At 71.1% G+C, this 18,795-nt stretch carries 18 protein-coding genes and 1 pseudogene; 11 read left to right on the forward strand and 8 right to left on the reverse strand.

Features of this window, described 5'->3' with window-relative positions:
* Positions 1-48 precede the first annotated feature (48 nt).
* Positions 49-786 (forward strand): succinate dehydrogenase/fumarate reductase iron-sulfur subunit, encoded by a 738-nt coding sequence (locus QSK17_RS08835; RefSeq protein ID WP_285704043.1) that lies wholly within the window; start codon positions 49-51, stop codon positions 784-786.
* A gap of 189 nt (positions 787-975) precedes the next feature.
* On the opposite strand, the gene QSK17_RS08840 is transcribed toward QSK17_RS08835, so the two are convergent.
* Both QSK17_RS08840 and QSK17_RS08845 read right to left on the reverse strand, forming a co-directional pair.
* Entirely contained in the window at positions 976-1,557 is a 582-nt protein-coding gene (locus QSK17_RS08840) for a hypothetical protein (protein WP_285704044.1), read from the reverse strand.
* A 91-nt stretch (positions 1,558-1,648) separates the two neighbouring features.
* Positions 1,649-2,230: a TetR/AcrR family transcriptional regulator gene (locus QSK17_RS08845; RefSeq protein WP_285704045.1), complete on the reverse strand. Its 582-nt coding sequence runs from the start codon at positions 2,228-2,230 to the stop codon at positions 1,649-1,651.
* Positions 2,231-2,596: 366 nt separating this feature from the next.
* Between QSK17_RS08845 and QSK17_RS08850 the strand changes: the two genes are divergently transcribed.
* Both QSK17_RS08850 and QSK17_RS08855 read left to right on the forward strand, forming a co-directional pair.
* Positions 2,597-3,169: a dihydrofolate reductase family protein gene (locus QSK17_RS08850; RefSeq protein WP_285704046.1), complete on the forward strand. Its 573-nt coding sequence runs from the start codon at positions 2,597-2,599 to the stop codon at positions 3,167-3,169.
* A gap of 42 nt (positions 3,170-3,211) precedes the next feature.
* The gene (locus QSK17_RS08855) at positions 3,212-3,781 is read left to right on the forward strand and encodes a dihydrofolate reductase family protein (RefSeq protein WP_285704047.1); all 570 of its coding nucleotides are present in this window, start codon (positions 3,212-3,214) and stop codon (positions 3,779-3,781) included.
* A gap of 186 nt (positions 3,782-3,967) precedes the next feature.
* Here the strand turns inward: QSK17_RS08855 and QSK17_RS08860 are convergent, their stop codons facing one another.
* Positions 3,968-4,567 carry a TetR/AcrR family transcriptional regulator gene (locus QSK17_RS08860; RefSeq protein WP_285704048.1) on the reverse strand — a complete coding sequence of 200 codons (600 nt, stop codon included), beginning with the start codon at positions 4,565-4,567 and terminating at the stop codon, positions 3,968-3,970.
* A 124-nt stretch (positions 4,568-4,691) separates the two neighbouring features.
* Between QSK17_RS08860 and QSK17_RS08865 the strand changes: the two genes are divergently transcribed.
* From QSK17_RS08865 to QSK17_RS08875, 3 genes and pseudogenes are all read left to right on the forward strand, one after another.
* Entirely contained in the window at positions 4,692-5,513 is an 822-nt protein-coding gene (locus tag QSK17_RS08865) for an SDR family NAD(P)-dependent oxidoreductase (RefSeq protein WP_285704049.1), read from the forward strand.
* Between the two features lie 246 nt (positions 5,514-5,759).
* A pseudogene (erm, locus tag QSK17_RS08870) lies at positions 5,760-6,544 on the forward strand (23S ribosomal RNA methyltransferase Erm).
* Positions 6,545-6,710: 166 nt separating this feature from the next.
* Positions 6,711-7,559: a hypothetical protein gene (locus QSK17_RS08875; protein WP_285704051.1), complete on the forward strand. Its 849-nt coding sequence runs from the start codon at positions 6,711-6,713 to the stop codon at positions 7,557-7,559.
* A gap of 64 nt (positions 7,560-7,623) precedes the next feature.
* Here QSK17_RS08875 and QSK17_RS08880 read toward each other — a convergent pair whose 3' ends face one another.
* Positions 7,624-8,190, reverse strand: a complete 567-nt coding sequence (locus QSK17_RS08880) for a Clp protease N-terminal domain-containing protein (protein ID WP_285704052.1) — start codon at positions 8,188-8,190, stop codon at positions 7,624-7,626.
* A 2-nt stretch (positions 8,191-8,192) separates the two neighbouring features.
* Positions 8,193-8,426: a helix-turn-helix domain-containing protein gene (locus QSK17_RS08885; RefSeq protein WP_285704053.1), complete on the reverse strand. Its 234-nt coding sequence runs from the start codon at positions 8,424-8,426 to the stop codon at positions 8,193-8,195.
* Positions 8,427-8,528: 102 nt separating this feature from the next.
* Between QSK17_RS08885 and QSK17_RS08890 the strand changes: the two genes are divergently transcribed.
* The gene (locus QSK17_RS08890; protein ID WP_285704054.1) at positions 8,529-10,238 is read left to right on the forward strand and encodes an ABC transporter ATP-binding protein; all 1,710 of its coding nucleotides are present in this window, start codon (positions 8,529-8,531) and stop codon (positions 10,236-10,238) included.
* 3 nt (positions 10,239-10,241) lie between these two features.
* On the forward strand, positions 10,242-12,014 hold the full coding sequence (locus QSK17_RS08895) for an ABC transporter ATP-binding protein (protein WP_285704055.1): 1,773 nt from the start codon (positions 10,242-10,244) through the stop codon (positions 12,012-12,014).
* A 76-nt stretch (positions 12,015-12,090) separates the two neighbouring features.
* Here QSK17_RS08895 and QSK17_RS08900 read toward each other — a convergent pair whose 3' ends face one another.
* Positions 12,091-14,130, reverse strand: coding sequence for a S9 family peptidase (locus QSK17_RS08900; RefSeq protein WP_285704056.1), 2,040 nt, complete (start codon positions 14,128-14,130; stop codon positions 12,091-12,093).
* Positions 14,131-14,161: 31 nt separating this feature from the next.
* Here QSK17_RS08900 and mshB point away from each other — a divergent pair, with 31 nt between their 5' ends.
* The 3 genes from mshB to QSK17_RS08915 are packed head-to-tail and all read left to right on the forward strand — an operon-like array spanning position 14,162 to position 15,996.
* On the forward strand, positions 14,162-15,067 hold the full coding sequence (gene mshB / locus QSK17_RS08905) for an N-acetyl-1-D-myo-inositol-2-amino-2-deoxy-alpha-D-glucopyranoside deacetylase (RefSeq protein WP_285704057.1): 906 nt from the start codon (positions 14,162-14,164) through the stop codon (positions 15,065-15,067).
* Positions 15,042-15,566, forward strand: coding sequence for a DUF6113 family protein (locus QSK17_RS08910; protein ID WP_285704058.1), 525 nt, complete (start codon positions 15,042-15,044; stop codon positions 15,564-15,566). The genes mshB and QSK17_RS08910 overlap by 26 nt, the downstream gene beginning before the upstream one ends.
* Positions 15,567-15,576: 10 nt before the next feature.
* Positions 15,577-15,996, forward strand: coding sequence for a hypothetical protein (locus QSK17_RS08915; RefSeq protein ID WP_285704059.1), 420 nt, complete (start codon positions 15,577-15,579; stop codon positions 15,994-15,996).
* Positions 15,997-16,063: 67 nt separating this feature from the next.
* Here the strand turns inward: QSK17_RS08915 and QSK17_RS08920 are convergent, their stop codons facing one another.
* Both QSK17_RS08920 and QSK17_RS08925 read right to left on the reverse strand, forming a co-directional pair.
* A complete protein-coding gene (locus QSK17_RS08920; RefSeq protein WP_285704060.1) occupies positions 16,064-16,774 on the reverse strand; it encodes a cysteine--tRNA ligase in 711 nt (236 codons plus the stop codon).
* 147 nt (positions 16,775-16,921) lie between these two features.
* Entirely contained in the window at positions 16,922-18,766 is a 1,845-nt protein-coding gene (locus tag QSK17_RS08925; protein WP_285704061.1) for a sigma factor-like helix-turn-helix DNA-binding protein, read from the reverse strand.
* Positions 18,767-18,795 lie beyond the last annotated feature (29 nt).

Raw genomic sequence — 18,795 nt, forward strand, 5'->3', positions numbered from 1 at the left:
AAGCGCCGCGCGGCAGGCTTTTCGCGTAGCCGACGAGGAGCGGTGAGCATGAATCTGACCCTGAAGGTCTGGCGTCAGAACGGGCCGTCCGACGAGGGACGGATGGTGACCTACAAGGTCGAGGACGTCTCGCCGGACATGTCCTTCCTGGAGATGCTGGACGTACTCAACGAGCGGCTGATCCTCGCGGGCGACGACCCGATCGCCTTCGACCACGACTGCCGCGAGGGCATCTGCGGCATGTGCGGCATGGTGATCAACGGTGTCGCGCACGGCGAGCAGCGCGCGACCACCACCTGCCAGCTGCACATGCGGCACTTCGCCGACGGCGCCGAGATCACCATCGAGCCGTGGCGCGCCGCGCCGTTCCCGGTGGTGAAGGACCTCGTCGTGGACCGGTCGGCGTTCGACCGGATCATCCAGGCCGGTGGCTTCATCAGCGTCCCGGCGGGTTCGGCCCCGGACGCGCACAGCGTCCCGGTGAAGAAGGACGACGCGGACGCGGCGTTCGACGCGGCCACCTGCATCGGCTGCGGCGCCTGCGTGGCCGCCTGCCCGAACGGGTCGGCCTCGCTGTTCACCGCCGCGAAGATCACGCACCTGGGCCTGCTGCCGCAGGGCCAGCCCGAGCGTGACTCGCGGGCCAAGGCCATGGTCGAGCAGATGGACCTGGAGGGCTTCGGCGGCTGCACCAACACGGGTGAGTGCACCGCGGTCTGCCCGAAGGGCATCCCCCTCGACACGATCGCCCGCATGAACGCCGACTACCTGAAGGCGTCCAAGTAACGACACCGGCATCGCCGGAGGCGTGAGCCGTACATCCCCTGGGTGTGTGGCTCACGCCTTTTCGCGTTTCACAGCGCGGCCCCGGTTCCTCGCGGAACTGGGGCCGCGTCGCGTCCTGGCGGAGATGTCCGGGCGTGCCGGTGTTGTGCGGTTCCGCGTTCTTTTGGGGCGTCCGCCGGGGGGACGGCGTCAGGGCGTCGACGGGAAGTCGCGTGCCTTGATCTTCGCCATCCGCCGGCCGTCGGGGTGGTGCCAGACGATGCCCTCGCAGCCGTACTCCTCGGCGAGCCGGGTGACGATGGCCCGGACCCCGTCGTACGTGAGGTCGCGGAGGTCGAGGACCTCGGCCTCGGCATGCCTGATGAGGCGGTGGCGGTCCTGCCGCTCGGGGTTGCCGTTGACCTTCGGTCCGACGAGCTCGTAGGTGCCGATCTGCGGTTCCATCCCGTCGAGCGCCTCGGCGTGCCACCTCGCGAACGCCGACTGTTCGACGGGCTCCCAGCCGATCGTCTTCCCCGTCTCCTCGTCCGTGGAGAGCGCCCGGAAGCCGTCCGGTGCGGTCTTGCCGGGCTTCACCTCGCGGCGGGCGTACCAGCCGGGGGTTCCGCCGGCCTCATCCAGGACCAGGTACGCGACGCAGGTGCCGTCGTACTTGCGGGTGGCGACGCCTTCGCCGTCGAAGACCCAGGCGCAGTCCGGGTTGGGCTCCTTGGTCACGTGCTTGGGGGTGCCATCCCAGTCGCGGAGGAAGACGGTGGGGATCTTCTTCACGGGGGTCCCTCCTGAAAGGTGGTGATGGGGCGCCAGGCTATTCGAACGCGGCGGCCCGTGTTCGGGGCGACGACCCGGACGATGCGGGCGGCTACTGGGCCTCCGGGGGCAGGATGCGCTCGACCGCGGCCGCGATCAGGTCGTCGACCTGCGGCCCGGGAAAGATGCCGGGCAGGGTGAGCCGCTCGAGGATCAGCCAGTTCAGCGCCATGTAGAGCAGCACCACCGTGGTGGCGTCTCCCGGCATCCCGGCCTCCAGGTGGAAGCCGATGTTGGCGTCGAGGTCGGCCTGGATCCTGCGAGTGAGCACGGCGCGCAGTTCGGGGCGGCGGGTGGCCTCCAGGCGCAGTTCGATCAGGGCCAGGTAGCCCGCCGGGAAGTCGGTCAGGCGGCCCACCATCTCGCGCATCAGCGCGGTGAGATGGGCGCGGTCGCGCGGCCCCTTCGCCACTTCGGCGAATGCCGCGGCGTCCGGCTGCCACCGTTCGTAGACGCGTGCCCCCGCCTGGGTCAGCAGATCGTCACGGTTGGCGAAGTAGTTCGACGCCGTGCCGTTCGGCACCTTCGCCTCGATGTCCACCGCGCGGAAGGTCAGGCCGCGCGCCCCCTCACGGGCCAGGACTTCGATGGCGGCGTCGACGAGCGCCGCCCGTCTTGCCGGATTCTGCCGCATTTCGCATCTCCAACGATCTCGGTTGACACCACTCTGAATGTAGTACTACGGTCTAACCACTCCAAGCAGAGTACTACATGCGTAGCGACGAAAGGCCCCGTATGCGAGTCGAGTTCACCGCCCTTTCCGCGATCGCCGGCGCGACGGCTCTGCCCGGTCGGATGGGCAGGCCGGAGCGGTCCCTGCCGCAGCCGCGGCACGACCGCCGGCAGGCTCCCCAGCCGCGATCCGTACCCCGGCCGAGGCCGCTTCCCAAGCCCGGTGGGGCGAGGTGAGCGGCGGCCGGATCCGCCGCCCCCGCGACCACCGAGAACAACGCTGGAAACAACGCTGAGATCACCCCGAGAAGACGCCAAAGAGGATCAGATGCGAAAGCTCACGTACTACGTCGCCACCACGATCGACGGCTTCATCGCCGACCCCGACGGGGGATTCGGCTTCTTCCCCGAGGCCGAGGACATGGCGCGGTTCCTCAACTCCGCGCAGCCCGAGACCGTCCCCACCGCCTTCCGCGGCCCCGCGGGTCTCGAAGGCGTCGCCAACAAGCGGTTCGACACCGTCCTGATGGGCCGCGGCACCTACCAGCCTGCGCTGGACGCCGGAATCACCAGTCCGTACGGCCACCTGCGCCAGTACGTCGTGTCGACCACCATCGCCGAGATCACCGACCCGGAGGTGGAGCTGGTCACCGGTGACCCGGTCGAGCTGGTGCGCCGGCTCAAGCAGGAGGACGGCCTCGGGATCTGGCTCTGCGGGGGCGGGAAGCTGGCGGGCACGCTGCTGCCCGAGATCGACGAGCTGATCATCAAGCGTTACCCCGTGGTCATCGGCGCGGGCATCCCGGTCTTCAGTGCGCCGTTCCAGCCGCAGCTCTTCGATCTCGTCGATACCCGCACGTTCAGCAACGGCGCGGTCGTCCTCACCTACACCAAGAAATAGCCGCTGCCGGTTCCCCGGACCCCCACTCGACGAAAGAAGCGCATGCGAAAGCTCACGTACTACATCGGCATGACCATCGACGGCTTCATCGCCGCTCCGGACGGCGCCGCCGACTTCTTCCCGGTGACGCAGGATGTCATCGACTTCATCCGCGACGACTATCCGGACACGCTGCCGTCTCATGTCCGCCCCCAGTTCGGCCTCGACGACGGCAACCGCGATTTCGACACCGTGGTGCAGGGGCGCGTCACCTACGAGCCGGCGTTGGAAATCGGCGTGACCAGCCCGTACGCGCACATGCGCCAGTACGTGGTGTCCGGGAGCATCGCCGGCAGCCCCGATCCGGCCGTCGAGATCGTCACCGGCGATGTGCTCGCCAAGATCCGTGAACTCAAGGCCGAGGACGGCAAGGGCATCTACCTGGCCGGCGGCGCCCGCCTTGCCGGCGCCGTGCTCCCCGAGATCGACGAGTTGGTGATCAAGATCTATCCCGTCGTGGCCGGGTCCGGCATCCCTCTGTTCACCGCCGACTTCTCCCCGGCGTACTTCGAGCTCACCGGCACCCGTGTCCTCGACAGCGGGATGGCCGTCCTCACCTACGTGCGGAAGTGATCGGCCCACTGGCCGTAGGCGATCAAAGATCGAGTGAGGGGCCGGTCGGTCGTGCGGTTGGGTCAGATCACGGCGGTCGCGCGGGGATGCGCTGGGCGATGCGGACGGCATGCCCAGCGGAATGCGCCCGCGTCGTACTGTTCGATCCGGGGAAGTCGCCCCGGGGGAGTCAACGCGGGGAAGCCGTCAGGGGCGGAAAGCCTTGAGCGTGATGTCGACGAGAGCGTCGGCGTACTCGGCGGTGAGCGGCCCTGAGCGGTGCAGCCACCGCTGGTAGAGGGGGGCGTAGAGCACTTCGAGCACCAGGTCGAGGTCGGCGTCCGCCGCGAGCTGGCCGGCCTCCTGCGCACTGCGCAGCCGGGCTTTCTTGGCGTCGTCCACGGGACGGGCCAGCTTCTCCCGGTACTGGGCGGCGAGGTCGGAATCGTTGATGATCTCCGAGTTGAGCGCCCGGATCGGCGCCTCGAAGTCCGGGTCGGCGAACTCGGCCACCGTCGCGCGCATGACGAGCTTGAGATCGGCCTCGATGTCGCCCGTGTCGGGCAACGCCGTCCCCTCCTCCTCGGGGTTCCCGCTGAGCGCGAGGAAGGAGTCGAAGACCACGGCTCCCTTGGACGGCCACCACCGGTAGATCGTCTGCTTGCCCACGCCCGCACGGGCGGCGATGGCCTCGATCGAGACCTTCGCATACCCCATCTCGGAGATCAGCTCGCGAGCGGCGGCAAGGATCGCCTGCCGCGACCGCTCGTTGCGGCGGGCGGGGTTCGGCTTCTTCGCGTCCGGCATGGGTCGAGGCTACTACCAAAACGAGACGGATCGGTTCGTCTTGACAGTGTTGGCATATCGGCGCAAACTGGAGCAGCACCGAGACGAGACGGATCGTCTCGATATGAGAAGGAGCTGAGGCCCTGTGACGACCGGAAAAGTATGGTTCATCACCGGCGCTTCCCGGGGCCTGGGCAGGGCGTTCACCGAAGCCGCCCTCGCCGCCGGAGACCGTGTCGTAGCCGCCGCCCGCGATGTCGAGCCGCTCGCGGACCTGGCCGCGAAGCATCCGGACGGTCTCGTACGGCTTCCGCTGGACGTCTCCGACCGCCAAGCCGTGCGCGTAGGTGTGGACCAGGCCGCGGCCGCCTTCGGCAGACTCGACGTGGTGGTCAACAACGCCGGCGGGCTGTTGTACGGCATGGTGGAGGAGGCCACGGAGGAGCAGATCCGGGCCCATCTCGACGTCAACTTCTTCGGTGCGGTCTGGGTGGCCCAGGCTGTGGTCCCTCACCTGCGGGCGCAGGGGTCGGGTCGCATCCTGCAGATCACCTCGATGGGCACCGCCGGCGGCATGGCCTCCGTCGGGTTCTACGGCGCCGGTAAGGCGGCGCTCGACTCGCTCAGCGAGGCGCTCGCGATGGAGGTCGAGCCGTTCGGCATCAAGGTCACCATCGTGCAGATGGGCGGCTACGACACCGGGCTGTTCACCACCGGCACCACGGCGACCACGCCCCAACCGGCTTACGAGGCCCTGAGAGCCAAACTTGCGGAGATGTGGGGTGAGGACGCCGGCCCGGACCCGAGCACGGCCGCGCCCGTCATCATGAAGCTGGCCGCACTGCCGGACCCGCCCCGGCGGCTGATCCTCGGAAGCCGGTCCTATGACCTCGTCCAGGAGATGGATCACGCTCGAACCGAGCTGTACCGCGCCTGGGAGCACCTCAGCCGGATGGCTCCGGGCTGACCCGAGGCGACGGCTGCGGCTCCTCGCCCGGCCCTTGATCGCCTGCGGCCGCTGAGCGGACTTCTCGGCTAGGGTGTCGGGCATGGGTAGCGCATGTTGCGCATTTTGCGCAGCTTTCATGAGGCCCCGCCGCGCCTAGCGGCGGGCTGACCCTCACATCTTCCAGCTCCGCCGCACATCGGGAGTCCTCGCCGGTGCGGCAGTTCCATGCTGCCCGGCTCCGATCAGCCAGCGCGGAGCAGACCCATGCCCCAGCCCTATCCGGGCGGCCGACACGAGCTCGGCCAGAACTTCCTCGTCGACCCTATGGTGATCGCCGACATCGAACGGCTCGTCGCGCGTACGACCGGACCGATCGTGGAGATCGGTCCCGGAGACGGCGCCGTCACCCTGCCGCTGAGCAGGTCAGGGCGGCCGATAACCGCCGTGGAGATCGATCCGAGGCGCGTCTGCCGCCTGGAGCGGCGCACCCCCGAGAACGTGTCCGTGGTGAACGCGGACGCCCTGCGTTTCCGGTTCCCCCGGCATCCGCACGTCATCGTCGGGAACCTTCCGTTCCACCTGACGACCTCCATCCTGCGCCGCCTTCTCGCGGAAACCGGCTGGCACGCCGCCGTGCTGCTGGTGCAGTGGGAGGTGGCCCGCCGCAGGGCGGGTGTGGGCGGGGCCAGCCTGCTCACCGCGAGCTGGTGGCCGTGGTACGAGTTCGAGGTGCACTCACGGGTCCCGGCCCGATCCTTCCGGCCGGTGCCCTCGGTGGACGGCGGGCTGCTCACCATGGTCCGCAGGGGGACCCCGCTCGTCGCCGACCGCGCGCGGTACCAGGACTTCGTCAGGCAGGTCTTCACCGGGCGGGGACGTGGCCTGCGGGAGATCCTCCACAGGAGCGGGCGGATCGACGGGCGGCGCTCCGCGACTGGCTGCGCGCCGGCCGCGTGTCGCCGTACGCGCTGCCGAAGGATCTGACCGCCGAGCTCACCACAGCCGGTGCCGCCGAACACCCGTCGCCACGGCGTCGCTCACGAAGCTGATTCCCGTCCGGCGAGATCGTGGGAGGGCGCGGGGACTTGGTGACCGGTCAGACACGACCTAAGGGTTTTCCACACGGCCGGGGGTTTCCACAGGACGGTGTTCGGGAGAGGAGGGCCGCTCGCCGCGCTGACAGCCTGGGCCTTCGTCGTCCAGTGGAGGGTGCCCATGTCCGCCAAGATCCTGCTGCCGGTGGCCGCCTCGGTGAGCGCCGCCTACGTTGTCGCCGCTCCGGAGGAGCCCGTTCCCGCCGGGGCCGTCGCCGAGCTGGTGGAGGCCTTGCCCCCGGAGGTCGAGCTGCGGGTCGAGGAGATCGACGGCACCGATCCGTCCCTCGCCCACGCGATCAGGGTGCTCTCCTGCCCGGACTGCTCGCCCGACGTCGACCCGCTTGTCGCGGTCCTGCTGGAGATGGCGAAGGGCCACCTCCGCGTCACCTGTACGGCTCCGCCGGGCTGGCCGCCCAGCCACCTGCACTGGTGCGCCCTGGCGACCGACCGCCTGGCGGAGCTCACCGGTGGGGCCCGCCTCGATCCACGGAGACCCAGGGTGCTGCCGGACCCGTGGCGCCCGGGGCCGTTTCTTACCCGCGAGGATTTCGCCGTCGGAGACTGGGTGTCGGTCGGCTTCGCCGTCGGCGACGATGATCGGTGCGTCATGCGTACGAACGGCCTGTCCTGGCTCGGCCTGCCCGAGCTCCGGGCCGCAAGGCTCACGGGCGGCCAGCTGCACGGCTGGCTGCACCTCTTCAACGGCCTGGGCCACGTGCTCGCCTCGGCGCTCTTCGACCGGCCGCCGGGCCGCCGGGGTGTCGAGATCTCGGCGGAACAGGTGGTGACCACCGCCGACGTCGCGGCGGCGCATCGCGTGTCACGGCCGGTGCGGCAGGAGCGGGCCGTGATCCGGCTGCGGCACGACCCGCGCACCCGCGATCTCTCCGTGCTGGCCCCCGCCGAGTTCGCCGGCCGGGAGGCCGACTGGCGCGAGCGCGTCGCGGAGGCCATGTGCGCGGAGTGATGCGGGTGATGTCGCGTGGCCGTCCGGGGAGTCGCCGGCCCGTGGCGCGGTTTTGCGGCGGGCTTCAGCGGAGCCGGCGTTCCAGCTCGGTCCGGAGGGTGGCGACGTCGATGCCCGAGCCGCTGATGATCCGCGCACCGAGGCCCTCCGCCTCCCGCAGCAGGCCAAGCAGGATATGGCCGTCTTGGATGGCCTTGCTCTTGAGCGCGAGCGCCTCGCGCAGGGACAGTTCGAGGGCCTTCTTCGCGCCTGCGTCGAAGGGGATATGGCGGCCGCTGGCCAGCACGCCGCGATGGTTCCGGCTCGGCGCGCGATCGAGGGCGCCGGGCCCGAAGCTCGCCTCGATCCTCTCCCGCACCGCCGCGAGGTCGATGCCGATCGTCTCCAGAGCCTCGGCGTCCAGGTCTCCGCCCGGGGAGTTCGGGCCGGGAAGGGCCTGGAGCACGGCCGCCTCCGCCCGCTCCAGGGTGAGGCCGTGCTCGTTCAGGAGCTGTGCTGACAGCGTGTCCGGCTGCCCGAGAAGGCCGAGCAGGAGATGCTCGGTGCCGATCCTCCGGTGCTGCAGTCGCCGGGCGTGCTCTTGCGCCTGGGTCACCGTCTGCCGCGCGTTCGTGGTGAACCGTTCGAACATGCCTACTTCTCCCGTCTCAGTAGTCCCCGCCCGCCCGCGTACTTCTTGTGGACCGCCTGCCTGGTGACGCCCAGCAGGGTGGCGATCTCCTGCCAGGACCAGCCCTCGGCCCGCGCGTTCTCCACTTGCAGTGCTTCAAGCCGCTCGACCAGCACCCGCAGGGCCCGGACGGCCCGCAGTCCGATGCCGGGGTCGCGGCTGCCGGCATCACTGGCCAGCTGCGCCGTGTCGTTCATGATGTCAACCTAGGTTTACGTCGCGCAGATGTCAACCCAGGTTTACATCCGGCCACGCGACACGCGGTCGGGAAAATCGTTTGCCGGGCCGGGGAGCGGCCTGTGAGCCTTGAAGACGCCATGCTCTCCTTGCCAGTCGCCGATCCCGGCGTTCCCGATGCCCGAAGTCCCATCCGCTACCTGTTGTGGGTCGCCGGCGCCCAGCGAGCTCCGCTCCTGATCGGCATCTGTTTCGCCATCCTGTGGTGGCTGGGGCAGGCCCTCGTGCCCGCCGCGCTGGGCAGCGCCGTCGACGCCCTGTTGTCGGCGGACACGGGCGCTCTGGTGCGCTGGTCCCTCGTCCTGCTCGGGCTGGGCGTCGTGCAGGCGGTCGCGGGCGTCCTGCGACACCGGTTCGCCGTGTTCACCTGGTTGGCCGCGGCGTACCGCACGGTCCAGGTCACCTCGCGGCAGGCCACCCGGCTGGGGGCGACCCTGCCGAAACGGCTCTCGACCGGCGAGGTGGTGAGCGTCGGCAACTCCGACATCGCCCACATCGGCAACGCGATGGACATCCTGCTGCGCGGCACCGGAGCGGTCGTCGCCATCACGACGGTGACGGTCATCGTGATCAAGACGTCGCTGCCGCTCGGGCTCATGGTGCTGATCGGTGTGCCGGTGATGGCGGTCGCCGTCGGCCCGCTGCTCAGGCCGTTGCATCGCCGCCAGCACCTACAGCGCGACCTGCAGGGCGAGCTGGCCACGCGGGCCTCCGACATCGTGGCGGGCCTGCGGGTGCTCCGCGGCATCGGCGGCGAGCGGGTGTTCGCCGATCGCTACCGCGAGGAGTCGCAGCGGGTGCGGCGGGCCGGAGTCCGGGTGGCCTCGGTCGAGTCGGTGCTCGAAGGCGCCCAGATCCTGCTCCCCGGACTGCTCATCGCCTGCGTGACCTGGCTCGGCGCGCGGTTCGCGCTCGCCGGCGAGATCAGCGCGGGCCAGCTCGTCACCTTCTACGGCTACGCGGTGTTCCTCATCGCGCCGCTCCGTACGCTCACCGAGGCGGCCGACAGGATCACCAAGGGACACGTGGCGGCCCGCCGGGTCTGCCGGATCCTCGCGCTGGACCCGGAGTTCACCGGAGGCGACGCCGGCATGCCCTCTGGCGGCGACCTGCACGACGAGAAGTCCGGCCTGACGGTGCGCCGAGGACTGCTGACCGCGGTGGCGGCGGCGGTACCTGAGGACGCGATCGCGATCGCCGACCGGCTCGGGAGGTACGCGCCCGGAGAGGTGACACTGGACGGCAGGCCCTTGGCCGACCTGCCGATGGCGGAGGTCAGGCGGCACATCCTCGTCGCGGACAACGCGGCCAAACTCTTCACCGGCCGTCTGCGCGACGAGCTGGACATCACCGGCACGGCCTCCGACGAGTCGGTGCGGCTCGCCCTGACGGCCGCCTGCGCGGAGGACGTCGTGGAGGCGCTGCCCGATGGCCTGGACGCCCATGTGGCCGAGTCCGGCCGCGAGTTCTCCGGCGGCCAGCAGCAGCGGCTGCGCCTGGCCAGGGCGCTGGTCACCGACCCCGAGATCCTGATCCTGATCGAGCCGACCAGCGCGGTGGACGCGCACACCGAGGCGCGGATCGCCGAGCGGCTGGGGCGGGCGCGCGCGGGCCGCGCCACCCTCGTCTGCACGACCAGCCCGCTCGTCCTCGACCACGCCGACCTCGTCCTCTTCGTGGAGGACGGCAAGGTGCGGGCCGAGGGCACTCACCGGGAACTGCTCGCCGCGGAACCCGCGTACCAGTCCACGGTCACCCGAGGGGAGGAGTAGGCGATGGCACGCCAGATCCTGCCGGTCGCCGACCAGGCGCAGGTACGCGCCTACGCGCGGCGGCTCACACTGAAGTACCCCCGCGAGCTGGCGCTCGCGCTGGGACTGCATGCCCTGGCCGCCGCCACGGGACTGGCCGCGCCCCGGCTGCTCGGCGATCTGGTCCAGGCCGTCAAGGACGGGACCGACGCCGTCAACGTCGACGCGATCGCCCTGGCCATCGGCGGCTTCGTGGTCGCGCAGGCCGTTCTGGTCAGGTTCGCCGTCTACGCCTCGTCCCGGCTGGGCGAGAAGGTACTCGCCGAGCTGCGCGAGGACTTCGTCGACAAGGTTCTCGCCCTTCCGCTGTCCACCGTCGAGCGGGCCGGATCCGGTGACCTGCTCACCCGCACGTCCCGCGATGTGGACGCCCTGTCCCGCAGCGTGCGGCACGCCGTGCCCGAGACGTTGATCGCGATCGTCACCGGGTTCTTCGTGGTGGGCGCGGTCCTCGTGACCGGGCCCATCCTCGCGGTGCCGTCGCTGCTCGCCGTGCCGGTGCTGTGGATCGCCACGCGGTGGTACCTCAACCGCGCCAGAGACGGCTACCTGCGGGAGAACGCCGCGTACGCGGAGATGACCGAGGGCCTGGCCGAGACCGTGGACGGCGCGCGGACCGTGGAGGCGCTCGGCCTGCGGGAGCGCCGCCACCGCAGGACGGACGGCGACATCGCGCGATCCTGGAAGGCCGAGCGGTACACCCTCGGCCTGCGCATGGTGTGGTTCCCGGCCGTGGAGTTCGGCTACGTGATCCCGGTCGTGGCCACCCTGCTCATCGGAGGCCTGTTCTCCATGGAGGGCTGGGTCTCGGTGGCCCAGGTGACCACCGCGACGCTCTATGTCCAGCAGCTCATCGACCCGCTGGACCGGCTGCTGTCCTGGATCGACGAGCTCCAGGTCGGCGGGGCCTCGATGGCCCGCCTGCTCGGCGTGGCCAACGTCGAGGAGGACCGCCTGGCCGGGGCGGTGCGGCCCGACGGCGAGGAGCTCCGGGCCTCCGACGTCCGGTACTCCTACCGCGAGGGACGCGACGTGCTCCACGGCATCGACCTGACCGTACGCCAGGGTGAGCGGCTCGCCATGGTCGGCCCGTCCGGCGCGGGCAAGTCCACGCTGGGCCGGCTGCTCGCGGGCATCCACGGCCCGCGCACCGGCTCGGTCACCGTGGGCGGGGCACCGCTGGTCGAGCTGCCGCTCGACGAGCTGCGCGGGCATGTCGCGCTGGTCACCCAGGAGCACCACGTCTTCCGGGGAACGCTGCGCGACAACGTGCTGATCGCGCGTCCCGATGCCTCCGATGCCGAGGTCCGGCGCGCGCTGGCCGCGGTGGAGGCGTGGGAGTGGGTGGAGCAGCTCGACCAGGGACTGGACACGATCGTCGGCTCCGGCCGAACCGCGATCTCACCGGCGCAGGCGCAGCAGCTCGCGCTCGCCCGCCTCGTGCTGGCCGACCCGCACACGCTCGTGCTCGACGAGGCGACCTCGCTGATCGATCCGCGTGCCGCGCGCAACCTGGAGCGATCATTGGCGGCCGTCCTGGAGGGGCGGACCGTGATCGCCATTGCGCACCGGCTCTACACCGCCCACGACGCCGACCGGGTCGCCGTCGTGGAGGACGGCCGGATCAGCGAGCTGGGCTCGCACGACGAGCTGGCCGCGGCGGGCGGCGCCTATGCCGCGCTGTGGCAGAGCTGGCACGGCAGCGGGGTCGCCGGACCGGCCAAGGACCCTTCCTGAGCCGACGGCGACGTCGTGTCTGGCAGACGCCGCCCGTGATGGGCGGCGCCTGCCAGACGCTCTGGCCAGGGGACTCTCAGCCCAGGGCCTTCTTGAGGAAGTCGAGCTGGAGAAGGAGCAGGTTCTCCGCGACGACCTCCTGCGGCGTCATGTGGGTCACGCCGGAGAGCGGCAGCACGGTGTGCGGGCGTCCGGCGGCGAGCAGCGCCGACGACAGCCGCAGCGTGTGCGCGGCGACCACGTTGTCGTCCGCGAGGCCGTGTACGAGCAGCAGCGGCCGCTCCAGCTTCTCCGCGTCGGCGAGCAGCGAGGACGCGTCGTAGTGCCCCTCGTCCGGGTGGCCGAGGTACCGCTCGGTGTAGCAGGTGTCGTACAGCCGCCACTCGGTCACCGGAGCGCCCGCGACCGCCGCGTGGAACACGTCCGGACGCCGGAGCACGGCCAGCGCGGCGAGATAGCCGCCGAACGACCAGCCGCGGATGCCCACCCGCGACAGGTCGAGGTCATACTGCTGCGCCGCGCCGTGCAGCGCCTCCACCTGGTCGTCGAGCGTCACGGTGAAGTCGTGCAGCACCTCGCGCTCGAAGGCCGGGCCGCGGCCGGGAGTGCCCCTGCCGTCGGCCACGATCACCGCGAAGCCCTGCTCGGCCCACCACTGCGACTCCAGGAACATCCGGCCGGAGGCGAGCACGCGCTGCGCGCCCGGGCCGCCGTACGGGTCCATGAGGACCGGCAGCTTCGCGGTGCCCGGCTCGTACCAGGAGGGGAGCAGCACGGCCGTGGCCAGGTTGCGCTTGCCGGTCGGGACGAACGAGACGCGCAGGTCGAGCCCGGACCGCTCGGTGTGGGAGTCGATGTGGCCGCACAGCCGGCCGTCGCGGAAGATCCGGGTGACCGAGGTCTGGCTCTCCAGCGTGGAGCCGATGATCACCGTCGTGCCGCCGGCCGCCGTGCCGCTGTAGACGCCCGGCTCCTCGGGACTGACCCGGGTGAGGACGCCCGCCGAGCAGGTCCACACCTGGACCTCCGTGGGGTCGGCGCTCGCCTGGAACAGGATCGTGTCGCCGTCGACGGCCAGCACCGAGCGGACCTGCAGGGTCGGAGGCGTGACCGGCCGGTCGTCGACGATCAGGCGCCGCCCGCCCTCGGAGTCGGCCACCCAGACCAGGCTGCCGTCGGACAGGTGGTCGGGAACGCCGGAGATGATCTCCACCCACGCGGGATCGATGTCCTCGCGGACCAGCGTGGGACGACCGTCCGCGACCGTGAACAGGCGCATGGCCTTCTGATCGCGCGGCATGGTGACGATCGCCAGGCCGTGGTCGTCCCAGATCGCCGTGGCGAGGTACTCGTCGCCGTACGGGACCGCGGTGCGGGAGCCGTCCAGGCCGAACACGAACAGCTCGGTCCGGGCGTTGGGCGTGCCCGCCGCCGGATAGGCCACGGTCGCGGGCTCGGACGCCGGGTTGGCCGGGTCGGCGATGTGCCAGCGCGTCACCGGGGCCTCGTCCACCCGCTCGACCAGCAGCGCGTCACCGGCGGGGGACCACCAGTAGCCGCGCATCCGGCTCATCTCCTCCGAGGCGATGAACTCGGCCAGGCCGTACGTGACGCCGTCCTCGGCGGCGAGGGCGACGTCCTCGTCCGTGGCCAGATCGCGCACCCGCAGCGCGCCCCCGGTGACGTACGCGACGTGGGTGCCCAGAGGGTTGAGCCGGGGGTCGATCACCGGTCCCGGGGTCTCCAGACGGCGTACGGCTCCCGCCGCGAGATCGACCAGGTAGAGAGCTCCGGACAGGGCGAAGACGGCCTGCTCGACCGCGGAGTCGGTGGCGTAGGCGACCACACCGCCGGCGGCCTCGCGGGACCGCTCCCGACGGGCGCGCTCCTCCGGCGGCAGGTCCTCGTCGGCGGCGCCGAGCACGAGCGGGTCCACGACGAGCCGCTCGGCGCCGGTCGCGACGTCGAACTCCCAGAGGCAGGTCACCGGATCGGTGCCGGACCTCGACCGGAGGAAGATCACCCGACCGCCGTCAGGAGAGATCGTGAAGCCGCGAGGGACGCCCAGGGTGAAGCGCCGGGTCCGGGCGAACAGCCGGGGAAAGCTCTCAGTCATAGCTCCCCATCCTGCCAGCTAGGCTCGGAGCATGACTGACCGGCGATTGCTGCTCGTGCATGCCCACCCCGACGACGAGACGATCGGCACCGGGGCGACCATGGCCAAGTACGCCGCGGAGGGCGCGCACGTCACGCTGGTGACCTGCACGCTCGGCGAAGAGGGCGAGGTCATCCCGCCGGAGCTGGCGCACCTGGCCGCGGACCGGGACGACACGCTCGGGCAGCACCGCATCGGCGAGCTGGAGTCGGCCTGCCGGGCGCTCGGGGTCACCGACCACAGGTTCCTCGGCGGTCCCGGCCGGTGGCGCGACTCCGGCATGATGGGCGCCCCCACCAACGACCGGCCCGACTGCTTCTGGCGGGCCGATCTCGACGAGGCGGCGGCGGAGCTGGTCACGGTGATCCGCGAGGTACGGCCGCAGGTGCTCGTCACCTACGACGAGAACGGCTTCTACGGCCATCCCGACCACATCCAGGCGTACCGCGTGGCGTGGCGAGCGTTCGAGCTGGCGGCCGATCCGGCGCATCCCGGCGGGGAGCCCTGGCAGATCGCCAAGTTCTACTACACGGCCATGCCGAAGTCGGTGATGAAGCGCGCCGCCGACGTGATGCGCGAGGCCGACGTCGAGTTCTGGGGTGAGGACGTCGACGCCCTGCCGTTCGGCTGCGCGGACGAGGAGGTGACCACGGAGATCGACGCCCGCGCCCACGTCACGGCGAAGCTGGACGCGATGCGCGCGCACGCCACGCAGATCGCGGTCGACGCCCCGTGGTTCGCGCTCTCCAACAACGTCGGCCAGGCGGCGCTCGGCGTCGAGCACTTCATCCTCCACGCCGGCGTTCCCGGCCCGCCCGGCGGCGGCGCGCCGTACGAGGTGGGAGGCATCGGCGAGCCGTACAACCGTGAGGATGATCTTTTTGCAGGCATCGACTAGTCCCGGAAGTACGGACAATTCGGGCGGTCCGGGTGGTCTCGGCGGCCCTGGCGGTCCGGGCGGTCCGGGTCCGGGTCCCGCTCCCGCTCCTGCCCCTGCCCCCGGTCCGGGTCCGGGTCCGGAGCCCGGGGAGTCTCCCGCCGTCACCGGCGCGGCCTACGGCATGCTCTTCGTGCTCGGCGTCGCGCTCGGCGTGGTCGGTGGTTTCGAGCACGCGTGGTACGCCGGTGACGTGCCCATCGCGGCGATCATGTGGCTGCCGGTCCTGTTCGCCGTGCCGTACGCCATGGGACGGCTCATCGGCGGCAAGACCGGAGCGCTGGTGCCCGCCGGCGGCTGGATGCTCGTCTCGTTCTTCCTCGCCAGCAAGCGGGCCGAGGGAGACCTGGTCATCGCCGCGAACTCGGCCGGATACTGGTACCTCTACGGCGGGGTGGCGGCCCTCGTACTCGCGATCATGGTCACGCGATCCCGAGGTTCGTGGCTTCTGAGGCACTGAATGGGTCGGAATGAGATGGCACCGGGTCCGGCAGGTCGTCAACGTCGTCAATCTCTCCACCCCGGCCGGGCTGCTGATCGCGCTGATCGGCGGGGCCACCCCGCGTAAGGGGGAGAACGGTCTCATCCTGGCGCACGGCTACCGCATCCCGTTCCCGGTCGCCGGGGCCTTCACGGTCGGCAACGTGATCCTCACCAAGCACGCCGACGATTACCTCGTGGGCGAGCTGCTCGACCACGAGTCCCGGCACGCCACGCAATATGTCCTCTGCGCCGGGCTGCCGATGCTCCCGCTCTACGTGATCGCGGCCGCCGTCTCGCTGCTGATCTGCGGCGATCCCGCCTCGTGGAACGTGTTCGAGCGGCTGGCCGGGCTGGAGGACGGAGGCTATGCCCCCCGGCGCCCCTGGTGGCGCGGCCAGGCCCGGTGACATCGAGCCCTGATCCGGTCTGCGAGCGCCCACCTGCGAGGAGTTCGCCCTGGGGCGCAGGAGAACGTCAGGCCAACAGCTTCCCGATGTCAGAGGACAGGTCGAGGCCCAGGATGTGATCGAGGTACAGGAAGGTCTCGAACCGCGAGCCTGGCGCCACCGACTCATCGATCTCGAGCTCGCGTACCAGCCGCAGGGCGCGCGACGTGTCGAGATCGTCGTCGAACGCCTCCAGAACCCGGGCGGCCGGCTCCTTCGCGATCGGTCCGCTCGGCGACTCCGCCCACCGGGCGACGCGTCCCCGCCACCGCCGGACCGTCCGGTCGGCCGAACGCAGCAGATCCCAGGTCAGGTCCACCAGGCCGCGGTAGTGATGCTCCAGGAACGCCAGTCGTACGGCCAGCGGGTCGAGGCCGGCGGCCTCCACGTCGGTGACCAGCGTGGCGGTCGCCGCACGCCCCTCGAAGAGCAGTGGCCCGCCCACCACGCGGTGCCGCCCGTCCGGCCCGCCGGGACCGAGCACGAGATCGACGGGCTCCCCGGCGTACGGCAGGGGCGGGGACAGGTGGACGTTCAGCGCCAGCGGCGCGCCGGGCTCGTGGGCATCGCCATGGGTCAGCACCCGCAGGCCGTTCCGCTCGATCACCCGTCGTACGAGGTCGGGCAGCAGGTACGCCAGCGGGTCCGGCGACGCGGAGATGTACATCCGCAGCGCTCGCGCCCCCGCCGGGACGACCGGTACGACGCTGTCCCGCAGAGTGTCATGGAGCCGCAACATGCTCCGAGCTTAGGTCGTGTCTGACCAATCAAGCCCTGCTGCGCACGGCCCAGATGGCGCAGTCACGTTGTCGCCCCACTCACGAGATCGCGACGGGGCAGCATTTGTCGGACACCCTCCGAAGCTGACCCCAGAGGCCGACGGGTTTTAGGACTCGAGGAAGGTGAGGATGTCCCGATCGCCCCGCTCACGCAGCCGGGCGATGATCTCCTCCCGGGAGGCGCCCTCAGGGAGCCCGATGCGGGCGCCGATGAGCCGCAGGCCCTCGGCCTCGGAGGCGACCGGAGCGGTGTAGCCGATGAGGTGCAGCGCCCGGTTGAGCGCGGCCAGGCCGGGCGCGGCGGCGGGCAGGAAGCGGGTCAGCAGCTCGCCGCCGTCGGAGACGGTGAGGAAGACGTGGTCGCCCTCCGAGGCGTTGTATCCCGCCAGCACCGGCCGGATCGACCCCATCGTCGGCTGGTTGTGCCAGCTGATCACCACCTCGCCGGACGGGGTGGAGGCGGTCAGCTGCCCGCCCGGGGCCATGCCGAGGTGCGCGGCGAAGCCGGTGGGCAGCGGCGATCCCGAGCCGCGCAGGTGCTCGGGGTTGACGTCCACCCGGTGCCACCAGCGGCCGTCCCTGCTGCGGAAGCAGCGGCGGGTCATCGACACGTCCCGGCGCGGCTGGTACGGCTCGGCCTGCTCCTGGCCCGCCACCCGGATCCAGCCGCGCTGCGTGCGCTCGAACCCCGGACCGCCGGCGTACGCCCGGACGGAGCTCTCGCTCACCTCGTATCGCGAGGTGAGGTTGCTGACGATCGTGCTGACCGACGCCTCGCCGCCCGCCCGCTCGATCTCGCGGGTGATCATCTCGCGGATGCCGAGGTATTCCTCGCCGCCCCAGCGCCGCAGGCCGTACTTGTTGCGGTCGAGACGCAGGAACCGGTCGTCGGCGGTGAGCTGGTTGCGGATCCCCACCAGGCTGTAGTCCTCGCCGATCCGCGACTGGATCTCCTCGGGGGACAGCGCGGTGCCGGCCACGGCGAGCACGGCCTCGGCCTTGTCGTTGACGCTGCGCGGCCACGGGACCACGTGTCCCTCCAGCACCCGCAGGTGCGGGACGGCGGCCAGCCAGCGCTCGGCGACGTCCTCGCGGATGCCGAGCTGGGCGACCAGGGACACCGCGTCGGCCAGGGGACGCGGGCCATCGGCGAAGAGCTGCCGCGTCTTCTCCCGCAGCTCATCGGCCCCTCCGGAGACCAGCCAGCCGTCCACCTGCTCGTAGCCGGTGAGCAGAGTGCGCAGGAACCGCCAGGTGGGGATCCCCAGGGTGGACAGCTCGGCGCGGTGCCAGGGGACCGCCGCGGCGAGATCGTCGGCGGGTACGGCGGAGCCGAGACGGCCGCGCAGCCAGGTCAGGTGCGCGGTCAGGGCGGCCGCCTCGGGCGAGGTCAGCCACGACTCGACATGGTCACGCAGGTCGCGCTCGATCTGCCGGATGCGCTCGCGGGTCACCGAGAACCGCTGGGCCAGCTCGTCCAGCGTCACCCGGTGCTCGGCGTAGAGCCGGTCCCTGGCGATGGTGCGCTGCCGGTCGTCCAGCCGGGCGAAGACCTCATCGATGATCTCGGGGATCGGACGCTCGGGCAGCGCGGGGGCGACGGGGGTGCCCGGCGCCTCCTCGACCGGCTCCGTCTCCAGGAGCTTGCCGATGACGTCGACGAAGAGCTGCTGCACGGTCTCGCGCGGGCCGGGCGTCTGGAGGCTCTCCCGCGGGTTGGTGAACCTCAGCAACGGCAGGATGTCGCCGAGCGCCAGATGCCCCCAGCAGGCCGTGGTGAGATCCACCAGCCGGGAGACGACCCGCTCGATCCCCACCGCCGCACAGGCCCGATCGAGGGGAATCGCCTGCCACCACGCGTCTGGAAGACCGGGGTCGCTCGCGATCGGCTCGACCTGACTGGGTGCGGTCCAGCGCAGGGGAGGCACGATGTCGCTCAGGCTAAGGTTCAATGCAGGTCCAACCGGCAAGGGGAATATAT

This window comes from Microtetraspora sp. NBRC 16547 (genome assembly GCF_030268965.1).
Classification (GTDB): domain Bacteria; phylum Actinomycetota; class Actinomycetes; order Streptosporangiales; family Streptosporangiaceae; genus Microtetraspora.

What these genes read in the sequence shown, in the direction of transcription:
- QSK17_RS08910 (WP_285704058.1), top strand. Translation starts at nt 15,042, where the DNA reads ATGATCTTTTTGCAGGCATCGACTAGTCCCGGAAGTACGGACAATTCG.
- QSK17_RS08920 (WP_285704060.1), bottom strand. Translation starts at nt 16,774, where the DNA reads ATGTTGCGGCTCCATGACACTCTGCGGGACAGCGTCGTACCGGTCGTC.
- QSK17_RS08900 (WP_285704056.1), bottom strand. Translation starts at nt 14,130, where the DNA reads ATGACTGAGAGCTTTCCCCGGCTGTTCGCCCGGACCCGGCGCTTCACC.
- QSK17_RS08855 (WP_285704047.1), top strand. Translation starts at nt 3,212, where the DNA reads ATGCGAAAGCTCACGTACTACATCGGCATGACCATCGACGGCTTCATC.
- mshB (WP_285704057.1), top strand. Translation starts at nt 14,162, where the DNA reads ATGACTGACCGGCGATTGCTGCTCGTGCATGCCCACCCCGACGACGAG.
- QSK17_RS08885 (WP_285704053.1), bottom strand. Translation starts at nt 8,426, where the DNA reads ATGAACGACACGGCGCAGCTGGCCAGTGATGCCGGCAGCCGCGACCCC.
- QSK17_RS08850 (WP_285704046.1), top strand. Translation starts at nt 2,597, where the DNA reads ATGCGAAAGCTCACGTACTACGTCGCCACCACGATCGACGGCTTCATC.
- QSK17_RS08880 (WP_285704052.1), bottom strand. Translation starts at nt 8,190, where the DNA reads ATGTTCGAACGGTTCACCACGAACGCGCGGCAGACGGTGACCCAGGCG.
- QSK17_RS08845 (WP_285704045.1), bottom strand. Translation starts at nt 2,230, where the DNA reads ATGCGGCAGAATCCGGCAAGACGGGCGGCGCTCGTCGACGCCGCCATC.
- QSK17_RS08915 (WP_285704059.1), top strand. Translation starts at nt 15,577, where the DNA reads ATGAGATGGCACCGGGTCCGGCAGGTCGTCAACGTCGTCAATCTCTCC.
- QSK17_RS08875 (WP_285704051.1), top strand. Translation starts at nt 6,711, where the DNA reads ATGTCCGCCAAGATCCTGCTGCCGGTGGCCGCCTCGGTGAGCGCCGCC.
- QSK17_RS08895 (WP_285704055.1), top strand. Translation starts at nt 10,242, where the DNA reads ATGGCACGCCAGATCCTGCCGGTCGCCGACCAGGCGCAGGTACGCGCC.
- QSK17_RS08835 (WP_285704043.1), top strand. Translation starts at nt 49, where the DNA reads ATGAATCTGACCCTGAAGGTCTGGCGTCAGAACGGGCCGTCCGACGAG.
- QSK17_RS08860 (WP_285704048.1), bottom strand. Translation starts at nt 4,567, where the DNA reads ATGCCGGACGCGAAGAAGCCGAACCCCGCCCGCCGCAACGAGCGGTCG.